Origin of the sequence: Paenibacillus sp. EKM10P, assembly GCF_011800655.1 — a bacterium.
In the GTDB taxonomy this organism is placed as follows: Bacteria; Bacillota; Bacilli; order Paenibacillales; family Paenibacillaceae; genus Paenibacillus; species Paenibacillus polymyxa.
Genome location: NZ_JAALET010000005.1, coordinates 214,556 through 230,405, shown reverse-complemented (window position 1 = coordinate 230,405; position 15,850 = coordinate 214,556). Strand labels below are relative to the sequence as shown.

The 15,850-nt window shown below is 45.1% G+C and carries 12 protein-coding genes; all 12 read left to right on the top strand.

Going from position 1 to position 15,850, the window contains the following annotated elements; all coding sequences use genetic code 11:
- The first annotated feature begins 60 nt into the window (after nucleotides 1–60).
- Nucleotides 61–828, top strand: a complete 768-nt coding sequence (locus HFE01_RS15575) for an isoprenyl transferase (protein ID WP_107734232.1) — start codon at nucleotides 61–63, stop codon at nucleotides 826–828.
- Between the two features lie 17 nt (nucleotides 829–845).
- Entirely contained in the window at nucleotides 846–1,637 is a 792-nt protein-coding gene (locus HFE01_RS15570) for a phosphatidate cytidylyltransferase (RefSeq protein WP_107734231.1), read from the top strand.
- Between the two features lie 145 nt (nucleotides 1,638–1,782).
- Nucleotides 1,783–2,922: a 1-deoxy-D-xylulose-5-phosphate reductoisomerase gene (locus HFE01_RS15565; RefSeq protein ID WP_107734230.1), complete on the top strand. Its 1,140-nt coding sequence runs from the start codon at nucleotides 1,783–1,785 to the stop codon at nucleotides 2,920–2,922.
- Nucleotides 2,923–3,030: 108 nt separating this feature from the next.
- Entirely contained in the window at nucleotides 3,031–4,302 is a 1,272-nt protein-coding gene (gene rseP / locus HFE01_RS15560) for an RIP metalloprotease RseP (RefSeq protein ID WP_017427940.1), read from the top strand.
- 50 nt (nucleotides 4,303–4,352) lie between these two features.
- Nucleotides 4,353–5,801: a proline--tRNA ligase gene (proS, locus tag HFE01_RS15555; RefSeq protein ID WP_107734229.1), complete on the top strand. Its 1,449-nt coding sequence runs from the start codon at nucleotides 4,353–4,355 to the stop codon at nucleotides 5,799–5,801.
- 197 nt (nucleotides 5,802–5,998) lie between these two features.
- Nucleotides 5,999–10,315: a PolC-type DNA polymerase III gene (locus tag HFE01_RS15550; RefSeq protein WP_025364654.1), complete on the top strand. Its 4,317-nt coding sequence runs from the start codon at nucleotides 5,999–6,001 to the stop codon at nucleotides 10,313–10,315.
- Nucleotides 10,316–10,629: 314 nt separating this feature from the next.
- Entirely contained in the window at nucleotides 10,630–11,091 is a 462-nt protein-coding gene (rimP, locus tag HFE01_RS15545) for a ribosome maturation factor RimP (RefSeq protein ID WP_107734228.1), read from the top strand.
- 101 nt (nucleotides 11,092–11,192) lie between these two features.
- Nucleotides 11,193–12,290 carry a transcription termination factor NusA gene (gene nusA, locus HFE01_RS15540; RefSeq protein ID WP_016820980.1) on the top strand — a complete coding sequence of 366 codons (1,098 nt, stop codon included), beginning with the start codon at nucleotides 11,193–11,195 and terminating at the stop codon, nucleotides 12,288–12,290.
- A 23-nt stretch (nucleotides 12,291–12,313) separates the two neighbouring features.
- Entirely contained in the window at nucleotides 12,314–12,622 is a 309-nt protein-coding gene (gene rnpM, locus HFE01_RS15535) for an RNase P modulator RnpM (protein ID WP_007430067.1), read from the top strand.
- Complete coding sequence (locus tag HFE01_RS15530) at nucleotides 12,615–12,938, top strand: L7Ae/L30e/S12e/Gadd45 family ribosomal protein (RefSeq protein WP_007430068.1); 324 nt, start codon at nucleotides 12,615–12,617, stop codon at nucleotides 12,936–12,938. Before rnpM ends, HFE01_RS15530 begins: the two co-directional genes overlap by 8 nt.
- Entirely contained in the window at nucleotides 12,931–15,459 is a 2,529-nt protein-coding gene (gene infB / locus HFE01_RS15525; RefSeq protein WP_025364655.1) for a translation initiation factor IF-2, read from the top strand. The genes HFE01_RS15530 and infB overlap by 8 nt, the downstream gene beginning before the upstream one ends.
- Before the next feature lie 20 nt (nucleotides 15,460–15,479).
- Nucleotides 15,480–15,830, top strand: a complete 351-nt coding sequence (rbfA, locus tag HFE01_RS15520) for a 30S ribosome-binding factor RbfA (protein ID WP_167438449.1) — start codon at nucleotides 15,480–15,482, stop codon at nucleotides 15,828–15,830.
- Nucleotides 15,831–15,850 lie beyond the last annotated feature (20 nt).

The following is a 15,850-nucleotide window of genomic DNA, read 5'->3' as shown; positions in this document are numbered from 1 at the left end:
GTGGGGTTTGTCTCTTTTCAAGCCTGAGGCACATTTTCAGAGAATGCTGGAGGAACTGGAATGATCAAACGGGTTCGGTCTTGGTGGAACGGGGAACAAAAACAGCAAACACCGGCCATTTCAAAAGACAATATTCCGCAGCATGTTGCTGTCATCATGGATGGGAACGGCAGATGGGCCAAACGGATTGGAATGCCGCGGATTGTAGGGCATCAAAATGGAATGAAGGCAGTGAAACGCACAGCAATTGCAGCGGATGAACTGGGTATTAAGTATTTAACTTTATTTGCTTTTTCAACTGAGAATTGGACACGTCCAAAGGACGAAGTTGATTTTCTAATGAAACTGCCTCAAGAATTTTTGGCAATTGAGCTGGATGAGCTAGTTGAAAAAAATGTGCAAGTGCGTATGATGGGAAACAAGGAGCATTTACCTTCTCATACCGTTGAAGCGCTGACTGAAGCGACTCGACGTACCGAAAATAATACCGGACTTGTACTTAATTTTGCATTAAATTATGGCAGTCGGTTGGAGATCACAGAATGCATGCAAACATTGGGCCGTCAAATTGAGGATGGAAAGCTGAAGCCGGAAGATATAACATCTGAGCTAATTGGCAACACGTTGCTTTCTACGGGTATGCCAGATCCTGATTTATTGATTCGAACAAGCGGGGAGCTTAGACTCAGTAATTTTATGCTTTGGCAGCTTGCTTATAGTGAACTGTGGTTTACTGATATTTATTGGCCCGAGTTTAAGAAAGAGCACTTATACGAAGCAGTGATCGAATATCAGAAAAGATCACGACGGTATGGCGGACTGAAGTAAATGGAGGATGAAAGCCGTTGAGACAGAGATTAATTACCGGTATTCTGGCAGGCATATTCTTTTTCGCAATGGTCCTGTGGGGCGGCTTGGCCTACCATTTGCTTATATTGGTGATGGCCCTAATCGGATTTTATGAGTTCGCTCGAATGACGCAGGTATCTCCTTTTGGAGGTACAGCAATACTTGGCTACGTAAGCATATTAGCATTTGTATTCCCATATCAACCTTTGGGTTTGCATTCACCGCTACCCTTTGCTAGTTTGCTCTGGTTGGTAATGATAGTGTTTATGATGATCACGGTAGGAACGAAAAATAAAATCCCGATTCAAACGGTAGCTATACTATTTCTTGGTACTGTATATATAGGATTTGGATTTTCGTATATTGCGGAATCACGTCATATGGAACATGGACTGTTATGGACTTTTTTGTTGTTGTCTTGTATTTGGGCAAGTGATGCAGGGGCATATTTTGTAGGCAAAATGGCAGGGAAGACGAAGCTATGGCCTGCGATTAGTCCAAATAAAACGGTCGAAGGGTCCATTGGCGGAGTTGTTTTAGCGCTGGTTATAGCTCTGGTATTCGCTGGTTTGTCAGGTGGACTGTTACCCTGGGGCAAAGCCTTCGGCATCGGTTTGTCATGTGCTGTTGTGGGACAACTGGGTGATTTGGTACAATCTGCATACAAACGAGTGTACGGCATCAAAGATTCTGGTAATCTGCTGCCAGGACACGGTGGTATACTAGACCGCTGCGACAGCTGGATTGTCGTTTTTCCATTTGTACATATGCTGATGCTGCTTCCATGAGCCTGGTGATTACAACTTATGCTGAGGATCAACCTTTATACTGTTAGCCTTGCGCTATTAGAAGGATAGAATCAGCTGCATAGTTGCCTGGATAACAAACAATGAGCTCCTGATAAAAGTGATTTTCAGGATAGGAAGGTGCATCATGAAAAGAATTACGGTACTTGGTTCAACCGGATCTATTGGAACTCAAACGCTGGATGTGGTGTCCATGCACCCAGATCAGTTCACTGTTGAGGCTTTAGCAGGTGGCTCCAATATAAAGTTGCTTGCTGAGCAAGCGCGTCTCTATCATCCCAAAAAAGTGTCTGTCGGTACTCAGCAGTTAGCGGATGAAATTCGTCCTTTACTGCCTTCTGGAATCGAACTACACTGGGGAAATGAAGGACTCGTTGAGCTGGCCGCGAACACAGAGGCGGATATGGTTGTGACGGCTGTAATGGGCAGTGTCGGATTGCACTCCACGCTGGCCGCGATTGAGGCTGGAAAACAGATCGGTTTAGCCAATAAGGAAACACTAGTTACGGCTGGTCATCTGGTCACAGCGCGAGCTCGGGCGAAAGGAGTGCCGTTGCTGCCGATTGACAGTGAGCATTCAGCTATTTTCCAATGCTTGAATGGTGAGCGTATGAAAGATGTGGCACATATTACCCTCACAGCATCAGGCGGTTCTTTTCGAGATTTGACAAGAGAACAGCTGCGTGAAGTTACCGTGAAAGATGCACTTAAGCATCCTAATTGGTCAATGGGGGCCAAAATTACAATTGATTCAGCAACGATGGTAAACAAAGGGCTGGAAGTCATCGAGGCACATTGGTTGTTTGGGCTTAGCTATGAGCAGATCCATGTGCTGCTTCATCCGGAAAGCATTATTCACTCCTACGTCGAGTTTCAAGATACAAGCATTGTGGCTCAACTTGGGAACCCTGACATGAGAGTACCCATTCAATATGCATTAACTTATCCTGAGCGGATGAAGTCTCCGGCAAAGCCTCTGTCATTGGCTGAAGTGGGCAAACTCCACTTTAAGGAAATGGATTTTAATCGTTTTCCTTGTTTAAGGCTTGCCTTCGAATGTGGTAAAATGGGGGGTACAGCACCGACCGCTTTTAATGCTGCTAATGAGATTGCTGTTGCTCGTTTCTTACGTGGAGAAATTTCTTTTCTGCATATTGAAGCGATTATTGAACAGGTGCTAGAACAGCATGTCAATATGGCTGATCCTGATTTGTCTGCGATTGAAACTTGTGACCGCGAGACTCGTAGTAAAGCTTCGAAGTTGTAGGTTAATGTTGGGGTCAAGAAACGAATTGTGATTCTCTTGTGCGGGTTCGGAGAATAATGATAATCTAGGAAGACAAACTCGATCTCATTGAAAGGGGAACGGAAACGATTGGAAACGATTCAAATAGTGTTGATGACGGTGCTCATGTTTTTCGTCATAGTGACGGTGCATGAATGGGGGCATTATTATTTTGCCAAACGCGCCGGGATTCTGGTACGGGAGTTTGCGATCGGTTTCGGTCCGAAACTGTTCTCTTATAAAAGAAACGAGACACGATTTACGCTACGGTTGCTGCCGTTCGGTGGTTTTGCACGTATGGCGGGAGAAGATCCGGAGGTCAATGAAATTGAAACCGGACAAACGATTGCTGTGCGCGTGACAGATGGCGTCGTTAAGACCATCTATTTGGACCAACTGGATAACCGCAAGAATGTAGTGCGCGGTGAAGTGTTGGAGATTGATCTGGAACAAGCGTTAACTGTAAAATTGGATGTGGATGGCGAAGATCAGCAATACACTGTACACCCACAAGCGATGATGGTAACCAAAGGACAATCCATTCAAATTGCACCGAAGGATCGACAGTATGGGAGTAAAACAGTAGGACAGCGTGCGATGGCTATATTTGCTGGACCCCTGATGAATTTTATTCTTGCCTTTATTCTGTTTGGTTTGCACATCCAGATGGTCGGCATACAAGTGGACAACCCGACGTATGTCCAAATTAGTGAAATTACAGCAGGTATGCCAGCTGCTGAAGCTGATTTGCATAAGGGAGATATCATCGAATCGGTGAACGGAGTTGCAATTGGTGCGAATGTTGAAAACATGATCAAACTGATTGCGGATTCCCAAGACAAGCCGATGAAGTGGACAGTTCGCCGTGATGATAAAACCTTTGATCTTACGATTACACCTCGTGCAATGGAAGGACAAAAGGGTGGCAAGGTGGGCATTGTGCCTGAACTTCCAAAACGCCAAGCTGGTGTAGGGGAAACATTCAAATTTGCCGGACAATCCATGGTCAGAACGACAGATATTATTTTTCAAGGATTTAGCCAGCTTATCCAACGTTTTTCTATCAATGACCTGGGAGGCCCTGTACGTACTTTTGAAGTGACGGGACAAATCGCTAAGCAAGGCATTGAGCAGTTGACATATTGGACTGCGATCATGAGTCTTTATTTGGGGATATTCAATCTACTGCCTATTCCGGCGTTGGATGGAAGTAGACTTGTTTTCCTTGGTGTTGAGGCGGTAAGAGGACGTCCTGTTGATCCGAGCAGGGAAGGAATGGTCCATTTCGTTGGTTTTGCTATGCTATTCCTGCTAATGATTGCGGTCACGTATAACGATATTTTACGCTTAATTAATGGTTAATTAGAGACGGTCATTATAAAAATGGTCTGTATGGGAGGACATGCATTTCTATGTCGAACGATAAACAGTTTGTCGAGGAAATCACGCCGCAGAGCGAAGATTTTTCCCGATGGTATATTGATGTTATTAAAAAAGCAGAGCTGATGGATTACTCGCCAGTTCGCGGGTGTATTGTATTCCGTCCCGATGGTTTTGAGATTTGGGAGCACATTAAGGAAGCTATGGATGTGCGTTTCAGAGAAACGGGACATCGCAATGCTTATTTTCCAATGTTTATCCCAGAAAGCTTTTTCCAAAAAGAAAAAGAGCATGTGGAGGGATTTAATCCTGAACTGCCATGGGTGACTGAGGCTGGTGGAGAAAAGCTGGAAGAGCGTCTTGCAATCCGTCCAACTTCAGAAACGATGATCGGTCATATGTACTCGAAATGGATTCAATCCTATCGTGATCTGCCTGTGCTAATTAACCAATGGGCTAACGTGGTGCGTTGGGAAAAACGTACGCTGCCTTTCTTGCGAACAAGTGAATTTTTGTGGCAAGAAGGTCACACAGCACATGAAACAGAAGAAGAAGCACGTGAAGAAACGATGAAAATGCTGGAAGTTTATCGTGAGGTCATTGAGGAAGTTCTAGCTATTCCGGTTATTACTGGACAGAAAACACCTTCTGAAAAGTTTGCAGGTGCGAAGGATACATTTTCACTGGAAGCGATGATGAAAGATGGACGAGCGGTACAAGCTGGAACGTCCCACTACATGGGAACTAACTTTGCCGTTGCGTTTGACATTAAATATTTGAGCCGTGAAAACAACCTGGAATTCGCGCATACGACTTCATGGGGAACAAGTACACGTTTGATCGGTGCATTGATTATGGTCCATGGAGATGACCGTGGTCTTGCACTGCCTCCTAAGGTGGCACCTACGCAGGTTATTATGGTTCCTATTGGACCACCTAAGAAACGTGATGCAGTTATCGCTCGTGCAGATGAATTGTTTGCCGAGTTGAAACAAGCGGGTGTCCGTGTTAAAATGGACGACCGCAGTGATGTAAGTCCAGGCTGGAAGTTTAATGAATATGAAATGCGTGGTGTACCGGTTCGTCTGGAAATCGGCCCTCGTGATATGGAAAACGGTGTCTGTGTGCTCGTATCCCGTATCAGCGGCGAGAAAAAGATTGTCCAACAGGACAATCTGCTTGAAGAAGTACACGCGATGCTCGCACAGGTACAACAAGAGATGTTTGACCGTGCAAAGAACTTCATGGAAGAAAACTTCTATTCCGTCAATACATTGGATGAGATGAAGACTCTCATGGAAGAGAAACGTGGCTTTACTTTGGCTGGTTGGTGCGGATCTGAAGAATGTGAAGACAAAGTTAAAGAAGTGACAGGCGCTACAAGCCGTAACATACCGTTTAAAACAACCGAGCAAAAGACAACATGTTTGTGCTGTGGCAAACCAGCCAAGCATACAGTAGTGTTCGCACGGGCGTATTAATTAAGAAGAGCAATACCCTATACTCACTTCATTCTCTTCGCCAACAGGAATAGCTGTTACGGATTAATATTCCGGACATCTATATTATTGTGATGAGGTTGAAGAAGGCTACGAAAAGCTTTTGCGGTCGGAGATGTTTTAGACGCAGAAGCTTTTCATGTTTTCAGAAAGGTAGATTGGAAATCGGGGGGAGAGCCATGGGCGGAGCTGAAGAAAAGAGAAAGCGGCTGGAGCTGCTAATGAAGCAGGTTGTAATGCCGGCGGGAGTGGTGGATCCTTATTTTTTGGACGGTTGGATCGATCAGGTTGAGATTAGCCGTACCAACAAGGATTGGAATATCACTATTGCCAAGGAGACACTGGTCCCCGCTCAGGTGTATCGTACGTTCTGTATTCAAGTACAGGAAAAAATGAGTCATATCGCTAAAATCACATTCCGCTTTCAGTACAGTGAGCAGGTTCAACCTGGTGATATTATCGGTGAATACTGGAAGCTTTTTTTAGAGTGGGTGCACCGTGAAATTCCATCTGTTAACGGTTGGATGAACCGGGCTGTGCATGAGTGGGAAGACGGTCTATTATTACTAACAATGAGCGATAGTATGTCATTGGAACTAGCGCGTAAAAAGCAGATAGATCAAGCTATTATTAAGTTTTACGATAAATATTTCGGGCTCTCTATGCGTATTAAAGTTCAGGTGGGTGAAAGTAACCAGGAGGCATTACAGGAATTTCAGGAAAAGAAAATGCAGGAAGAACGCGAAGTCATTCAGCAGATGATGGAAAGTATGGAAGCTGAAATGCCACCTTTGGAAGAAGAAGAAGGAGACGTGCGGCTTCAATTTGGTTATGACATCAAAGAACCGGCTATTCCGATGCAAGAGATTCAGGACGAAGAGAAGAAAGTCACCCTACAAGGAACAATCTTCGGTTTGGACAGTAAAGAATTGCGCAATGGCAGTACGTTGTTTACGTATTATTTGACAGACTTTAGTGATTCCTTGCAAATGAAAATGTTTGCTAAAACTAAAGAAGATCTAAAAATTCTCAGTCTGTTGGCTAACGGTAAATGGGTCAAAGTGCGGGGACGAGTTGAATATGACCGTTTTATGCAAATTCCTGAGCTGGTTATGATTCCTTCCGATCTAGTTGAAGTACAGGCTCCACCCGGACGTAAGGATAATGCAGCGGAAAAACGGGTTGAGTTTCATCTACACACAAAGATGAGCGCCATGGATGCTGTCGCCTCGATTGATCAATATGTCAAAACAGCCGCCAAATGGGGGCACAAAGCGATTGCGGTCACAGATCATGGCGGTGTGCAATGCTACCCTGATGCTGCTAAGGCTGCAAAGAAGAACGGCATTAAAATGATCTACGGCATTGAGGCCAATGTAGTTAATGATGCTGTCGAGGTTGTAATGCAGGCACAGCCTTTAAATTTGAAAACAGCGACTTATGTCGTTTTTGATATTGAAACCACGGGTTTGTCAGTTACACAAAATAAAATCATTGAGATTGCTGCTGTTAAAATGCATGAGGGTAAGGAAATTGATCGTTATGCAACCTTTGTCAATCCGCATGAACGTATACCCTACAACATTCAGCAACTGACCAACATTAATGATGAAATGGTCAAGGATGCGCCGGATGTCGAACCTGTTATGAAGGAGTTCGTAGCTTTTGCTGGTGATGCTGTATTGGTTGCCCATAATGCGCGGTTTGATGTCGGCTTTATCCAGGCCACTCTTCGAAAGATGGGTTTGCCCGAAATGACCAATCCGGTGCTGGATACGCTGGAACTGGCTCGTTTGCTGTTTCCTACGTTGAAAAATCACCGTCTGAACACACTGACTACTAAATATAAAGTCGCGTTGGAAAGCCATCACCGGGCTATTGATGATACAGTTGCGTTGGCAGAAGTGTTAAACGGACTACTAAACGATGCAGAGCAAATTAAGGGTTTTAAAATGCTCGACCGCTTGAATGATTATGTGGGAAAGGACCTATCGACTGTTCGTCCTTTCCACTGCTGCATTTATGCTCTCAATCCGGTTGGTAAAAAAAATCTGTACAAGCTGGTTTCTATGTCTCATACCGAATATTTCAAGCGTGTGCCTTGTATTCCTAAATCGAAATTGTCTGAGATGAGAGACGGATTGCTTATTATTTCTGGCTGCGAAAAAGGAGAATTCTTCGAGGCCGTGTTGAACAAGTCCGAGGAAGAAGCCGAGGAGATTGCACAGTTTTATGATGTGTTGGAAATTCAACCTTTGACGATGTATATGCATCTGGTGGAAAAGCAACTGGTAAGCGGGCCTGATGCACTAAAAACGGCCATACGTAAAGTATGCGAAATAGGAAAACGTCTTGATAAGCCCGTGATTGCTACAGGCAATGTTCACTATTTGGAAACTCGCGATAAGCTGTACCGTGATATTACCATTCACGGCATTACTGGATTTAGCCCGCTAAAGGATATCCGAAAGCCAGATGCTCATTTACGTACAACGGATGAAATGCTGGCAGAGTTCGAGTTTTTGGGCGAGGAAAAAGCGTATGAAGTTGTTGTGACAAATACTAGCGAGCTGGCAGAGCGTTTTGAAGAACTGGAACTGTTCCCTGACAAGCTTTTTACGCCATTACTGGACGGAGCAGATGAGGAAATACGCAATACATGCTATGAGACGGCTCGATCCATTTATGGTGAATCCTTACCTGAGGTTGTTGTAGCTCGCCTTGAAAAAGAATTGGAACCTATTATTAAATACGGTTTCTCCGCTAACTATCTCATTTCTGAACGTCTGGTTAAAAAATCTAACCAGGATGGATACTTGGTAGGTTCACGGGGGTCTGTTGGTTCTTCTGTAGTTGCTACTTTTCTCGGTATTTCTGAGGTAAATCCGCTGCCCGCCCATTATATTTGCGGTAATTCTGACTGTAAACACAGCGAATGGTTTTTGGATGGAAGTGTTCCAAGCGGTTTTGACTTGCCAGATAAAAACTGTCCAAATTGCGGTGGCAAGCTTAAGGGTGAGGGGCAGGATATACCTTTTGAAACGTTCCTCGGTTTTAAAGGAGATAAAGTTCCCGATATTGACTTGAACTTCTCTGGTGAATATCAACCTGTTGCCCATAATTATACGAAAGTATTGTTTGGTGAAAAAAGCGTTTTCCGTGCAGGAACTATTGGTACAGTAGCTGAGAAAACGGCGTTTGGATTTGCCAAAAAATATGAAGAGGCACATCATAAAAAATGGCGCGGAGCCGAGCTGAACAGGCTGGCTTCTGGTTGTACGGGTGTAAAACGTAGTACCGGACAGCATCCGGGCGGGATCGTTGTTGTTCCTGATTATATTGAGGTCGAGGACATTACACCAGTACAGTATCCGGCTGATGATACGAGCTCGGAATGGAAAACGACGCATTTTGATTATCACGCTTTTGATGCGAACTTACTCAAGCTCGATATTCTGGGCCATGATGATCCGACCATGATGAGAATGCTTCAGGATTTGACCGGGGTTGACCCTACGACCATTCCAATGAATGATCCCAAGGTGATGAGCATGTTCAACTCCACGGAGGCACTCGGTGTAACACCGCAGCAAATCCGCACACCTGTCGCCACCTATGGTGTACCAGAGATGGGGACCAAATTTGTACGCCAGATGCTGGTAGAGTCGCAGCCGAGTTCTTTTGCCGATTTACTGCAAATATCCGGTTTGTCTCACGGTACGGGTGTATGGCTGGGGAACGCACAAGAGTTGATTAAAAATAATACATGTAACATCAAGACCGTAATTGGTTGTCGGGATGATATTATGCTGTTTTTGATTTACAAGGCGGGGATGGATGCAGGTCTGGCCTTTAAAATTACGGAGAGCGTACGTAAAGGTAAAGGGCTTAGTGCCGAATGGATTGAAGAAATGAAAAAATGCAAGGTGCCGCAGTGGTACATTGATTCCTGTCTTAAAATCCAGTACATGTTTCCGAAGGCGCATGCTGCAGCCTATGTTATTTCAGCAGTGCGTACAGCGTATTTCAAGCTGTATCATCCGATCGAGTATTATGCAACTTACTTCTCAGTACGTGCAGCCGATTTTGATATTGATCTGTGCTGTCAAGGGTATGATGCGATTGCACGGAAGATTGTCGAAATTGAGCAGCTTGGTTTTCAGGCTCCACCTAAAGAAAAAGGGATGCTTCCAATTCTGGAGATGGCTTTGGAAATGACGGCTCGCGGGTTTAGTTTTAAATCTATTGATTTGTACCGTTCCGAAGCTACTCGTTTCAAAGTGGACGGGGACTCGCTCATTCCTCCGTTCGGAGCTCTTCAGGGTATTGGAGATAATGCAGCACGTAACATCGCAGCGGCCCGTGAACAGGGTGAATTTTTGTCCGTTGAGGATTTTCAACAGAAATCGAAGGCTAGTAAAACCATTGTCGAAATGCTGTCCCAAATGGGTTGCTTTCGAGGTCTGCCAGAGAGTAATCAGCTGTCTCTGTTTTAATCTGAACCACAGTAGTCAAGCTCTGGCACTTGTCACATAACTACGGTTATGTTATAATTTTTTTGGTAATCATGGAGATAAAACCGTTGCTAAAAGAGTGGGGAAACCCACTCTTTACTGTTTGATATACAGGTACAACGTGAAAAAAGGTTATTTTTGGGCAGGCAACCGGTACGCCGGTTTATTTGCAGTGAGCCCAAAATGAACATTACATCAAATGAAAATGAAAATGCCGGTGATGGAGAAGCATTGCCCACAGTAAGAGGGTATCTCTTTTTCACCACAGGAAAGTTCACTTTTGGAGGTTATAATCTTTGAGCACACCAAAGATCAAATCAGTAGTAGAAGAAATGGCCCAACCTTACCTCGATGAGCATGGTTTTGAACTGGTCGATGTCGAGTATGTCAAAGAGGGTAGCAATTGGTTTCTTCGCGTTTTTGTAGATAAAGACGGAGGAATTGATCTGGACGACTGTAGTATGATCAGTGAATATTTGGGTCAAAAGCTGGATGAAAATGACCCTGTTTCTACAGCATATTTTCTGGAAGTGTCTTCACCAGGCGCCGAAAGACCGCTGAAAAAAGCGGAGGATGTCACTAAAGCGGTAGGCAAAAACGTATTCGTTACTACATACGAGCCGATTAACGGTCTGAAGGAATTCGAAGGCCGTTTGCTTTCTTTTGAAGATGGGGAACTTACCGTCCAAAGCGGACAAAAGAAGCATACCTTACCTTATGACAAGGTAGCTGGTGCAAGGCTCGCGATCATATTTTAATTCAGATTTGATTGTTGCTGTTTGACATGTACTACATGTTTTTTGCCTCGTGTGCCGACCAGTACGCAGGTGCCATCATTTGAAAGGGGGAGCAGTAATCCATGAGTATGGATTTTATTGAAGCAATGAACGAGTTGGAAAGAGAAAAGGGGATCAGTAAGGACGTGCTGTTTGAGGCCATTGAAGCAGCCCTGATTTCCAGCTACAAACGGAATTTCAATACCGCACAAAACGTGCGTGTTGATATGAACCGCAACTCGGGAGTCATTAAGGTATATGCCCGCAAGCTGATTGTTGAGGAGGTATTGGACCCTCGCACCGAGATTTCGTTGCCAGCAGCCCGTGAGATCAACCCACATTTTCAGTTGGAGGATATCGCTGAAATTGAAGTCACACCACGTGATTTTGGACGGATTGCTGCACAAACAGCGAAGCAGGTTGTGACTCAGCGCATTCGCGAAGCGGAACGGGGATTGATCTACAACAAGTTTGTGGACAAGGAAGAGGATATTGTAACAGGAACTGTACAGCGCCAAGACCCACGTAATATTTATATTGATCTTGGCAAGGTGGAAGCAGTTCTTCCGTTGAGCGAGCTGATGCCTAATGAGAAATTCAACCATTTGGATCGGATTAAGGCTTATATTACCAAGGTGGAGAACACAACCAAAGGACCGCAAATTATGCTGTCCCGATCACATCCGGGTCTGCTTAAGCGTTTGTTCGAACTCGAAGTACCTGAAATTTTTGACGGTGTTGTAGAGATTCGTTCCGTAGCGCGTGAAGCAGGCTTCCGTTCTAAGATCGCAGTTCATTCTCGTAACGCTGAGGTTGATCCGGTAGGTTCTTGTGTGGGACCAAGAGGAACGCGGGTGCAGACCATTGTAAACGAGCTGCGTGGTGAAAAAATCGACATTGTACGCTATTCTGATAATGTTGATGAATACGTGGCTAATGCTTTGAGTCCGTCCAAGGTGCTTGAAGTACAGGTATTTGAAGAAGAGAAAATGGCTCGCGTTATAGTACCTGATTATCAACTTTCTCTAGCTATTGGTATCAAAGGGCAAAATGCTCGCCTTGCTGCTAAGCTTACTGGCTGGAAAATTGATATTAAGAGTGAAACACAGGCGGAGGAAGAGCTCGGCAGACCGAGAACATCCACCGATGAAATGCATCAGGATTCCGTTTCTGTAGATTAAGCGGAGTGTAGGGGGGTTAATGCATGAAACAGAGAAAGATACCTTTGCGCAAATGTGTCGCCTGTCATGAAATGATGCCAAAGAAACAGTTAATCCGTGTCGTCAAAACCCCTGAAGACGAAGTGTTGATTGACTTGACTGGCAAAAAGTCGGGACGCGGCGCTTACTTGTGCGGCAAAGCCGCCTGCTTCAAGCTGGCTCAAAAGAGCAAGGCACTGGATCGAGCATTGAAGCACTCGGTCCATCCTGATATTTATGAGCAGCTAAGTCGTGATTTTGCTGCCGTCGAGGAAGAATTCCTGGCGGCACAAGGCAGCGTGCAGGATGAATAAGGCGCTGTCTGGATTGGGGCTTGCCATGAGAGCTGGCAAGCTGCTAACAGGTGATGAGATCGTTTATAAAGCGATCAGGTCTTCAGAAGCCAAGCTGGTCATTCTTGCGAAAGATGCTTCAATGAATACTCAAAAGAAATTCCGCGACAAATGCGGGACGTACAAAATCCCCTTATTGATAGGATTTGACCGGGAAAGCTTGGGAAGCAGCATCGGCAAACCTGAACGGGTCGTGCTGGCTGTGACGGATCAAGGATTCGCGAAATTGATCATGAAACATGCGGGGATAATGTCGGAGGTGGAGTATATTGAGTAAACAAGAAAGCAAAGACAAAGTGCGGGTATACGAATACGCCAAATCGTTGAACATGAGCAGCAAAGAAATTATCACCATTCTTAAACGGCTGGATATTCCCGTAAACAACCATATGAGCGTCATGGAACATGATGCCGTAGGTAAAGTGGAAAACTTTTTTAAGAATATTAAATCCAATGCTGCGGTCAAGCAAGGCGAAGCAGGCACGGCGCAAGTAAGCTCGAATCAGACCGGTTCAAGCCAGAATAGTAATCATTCAACGGAGCAAACCAAAAATCAACAGGAAAAGCAGGTAAGTATGAATAGGACAAACAACAACCAAAACAGTAACCGAAGTAGCGCTCCAAAAGCGCAAAGCAGTCAGCAGGGCGGTCAAAACCGCAGTCAACAAGGTTCTAGTAGACCAAGCGGCCAGCAAGGCACTCAGAACCGCAGTAATGGTCAACAGCAGGGAGGACAACAGCGTACCGGTAGCAATAACACAGGTTCGCGTCCTCAGGGAAGCAGCCAGGGTGGTACGGCAGTAAGAACTTCTTCTTCCGCAGGAAGCAACAATTCCAACCGCAGTGGTGGCAACCGTACAGGTGGTAACTCCAACAACAGCGGTAACCGTTTCGGTCAAGGACGTTTTGACGATAACCGTCAAGGCGGAGGACGGGGTGGTAACGGTGGCCGTGGAGGCAACAACCGCGGTGGAAACAATCGTGGCGGCAAATTCAACAACCGTGGTAAAGGTCAACAACAGGAGCGTCGCGAGAAAATCGACAACACGCCTAAGAAAATTATTGTGCGTGGTGAGATGACTGTAGGTGAAACAGCCAAGCTTCTTCATAAGGATGCGTCAGAAGTCATCAAGAAGCTGATTATGCTCGGAACAATGGCGACCATCAACCAAGAACTGGATATGGATACCATTCTCTTGCTTGCTGGTGACTTTGGCGTCGAGGTAGAAGTGAAAATCCCAGTGGAAGAAGATCGTTTTGAAACTGTGGAAGAAAATGATGATCCAGCGGATTTGAGAACACGTCCACCGGTTGTAACCATTATGGGTCACGTCGATCATGGTAAAACAACTTTGCTGGATGCCATTCGCTCCACGAATGTAACAGGTGGCGAAGCTGGTGGTATTACACAGCACATTGGTGCATACCAAGTTGAAATCAACAGCAAAAAAATCACTTTCTTAGATACACCGGGCCACGAAGCCTTTACCGCTATGCGTGCACGTGGTGCTCAAGTAACAGATATGACGATTATTGTGGTTGCAGCTGATGACGGTGTTATGCCACAAACGGTTGAAGCCATTAGCCATGCAAAAGCAGCAGGTCTACCAATAATCGTAGCTGTAAACAAGATCGACAAACCGGATGCCAACCCGGACAAAGTAAAGCAGGAACTTACAGAATATGAATTGGTGCCCGAAGAGTGGGGCGGCGATACAATTTTCGTCAACGTTTCCGCTAAACAAAGAATGGGTCTGGAAGACTTGCTCGAAATGATCCTGCTCGTAGCTGAAGTGAATGAGTACAAAGCGAACCCTGATAAACGGGCACGTGGTACTATTATTGAGGCTGAGCTGGATAAAGGTCGCGGTTCTGTAGCCCGTATTCTCGTTCAAAACGGGACACTGAAAGTCGGCGACGCATTCGTAGCAGGTAACTGCTTCGGACGTGTACGTGCCATGGTCAACGATAAAGGCCGTCGTCTTAAGGAAGCAGGTCCTTCTACACCAGTTGAAATTACTGGTTTGACAGAAGTTCCACTTGCAGGCGATCCGTTCATGGTGTTCGAGGATGAGCGTAAAGCTCGTGCTATCGCTGATAAACGTGCGATTACACAACGTCAATCCGATCTGGGCAGTAATACCCGCGTAACGCTGGATGACCTGTTCCAACACATCAAGGATGGCGAGATGAAGGATCTGAATGTCATTATTAAGGGTGACGTACAAGGTTCTGTCGAAGCGCTGAAAGGCTCCTTGAACAAGATTGAAGTTGAAGGTGTACGCGTCAAAATCCTTCACAGTGGTGCAGGTGCAATCACCGAATCCGATATTATTTTGGCTGCGGCATCCAATGCCATTGTTATTGGCTTTAACGTTCGTCCTGATAATCAGGCGAAGTCTACAGCAGAAGCTGAAAAAGTGGACATTCGTCTACATCGCGTCATTTACAATGTCATTGAAGAAATCGAGCAGGCTATGAAAGGCATGCTGGACCCTGAATATAAAGAAAATGTGATTGGTCACGCTGAAGTTCGTAACGTGTTTAAAGTTACTAAAGTCGGTACGATTGCTGGTTGTATGGTAACGTCTGGTAAAATTACTCGTTCAGCAGAAGCACGTCTGATCCGTGACGGTATCGTTATTTTTGAAGGTAAAATCGACTCACTGAAACGCTTTAAGGACGACGCAAAAGAAGTTGCCCAAGGTTACGAATGTGGTATCACCCTTGATGGTTATAATGATGTTAAGGAATCCGACATTATTGAAGCGTTCGTCATGGAAACAGTGGAGCGCTAACGGCAGAGAGGTGAGCACCCATGGCTAAAATACGTACAGGTCGAGTTGGCGAACAGATTAAGAAAGAACTAAGCCTACTCATACAGACCGAATTAAAAGACCCACGTATCGGTTTTATTACGGTGACTGGTGTCGATGTCACAAACGATTTGTCCCAAGCGAAAGTATACTTGAGCGTACTTGGAGATGAAGAACAAAAAACTTCTTCTCTGAAGGCGCTGGACAAAGCGAACGGTTATCTTCGTTCTGAACTTGGCAAACGGATACGGCTTCGCCATATTCCTGAGCTGATTTTCAAAATTGACGAATCTATTGCTTATGGCAGCCGAATTGAAAAGCTGTTGATTGATATCGACAAGGATGAGAAATAGGGATTTTTGTTAGTCTGAAG

Coding starts and splice junctions, on each gene's coding strand:
- HFE01_RS15575 (WP_107734232.1), top strand. CDS start 61: ATGATCAAACGGGTTCGGTCTTGGTGGAACGGGGAACAAAAACAGCAA.
- HFE01_RS15565 (WP_107734230.1), top strand. CDS start 1,783: ATGAAAAGAATTACGGTACTTGGTTCAACCGGATCTATTGGAACTCAA.
- proS (WP_107734229.1), top strand. CDS start 4,353: ATGTCGAACGATAAACAGTTTGTCGAGGAAATCACGCCGCAGAGCGAA.
- HFE01_RS15550 (WP_025364654.1), top strand. CDS start 5,999: ATGGGCGGAGCTGAAGAAAAGAGAAAGCGGCTGGAGCTGCTAATGAAG.
- nusA (WP_016820980.1), top strand. CDS start 11,193: ATGAGTATGGATTTTATTGAAGCAATGAACGAGTTGGAAAGAGAAAAG.
- rnpM (WP_007430067.1), top strand. CDS start 12,314: ATGAAACAGAGAAAGATACCTTTGCGCAAATGTGTCGCCTGTCATGAA.
- HFE01_RS15530 (WP_007430068.1), top strand. CDS start 12,615: ATGAATAAGGCGCTGTCTGGATTGGGGCTTGCCATGAGAGCTGGCAAG.
- rbfA (WP_167438449.1), top strand. CDS start 15,480: ATGGCTAAAATACGTACAGGTCGAGTTGGCGAACAGATTAAGAAAGAA.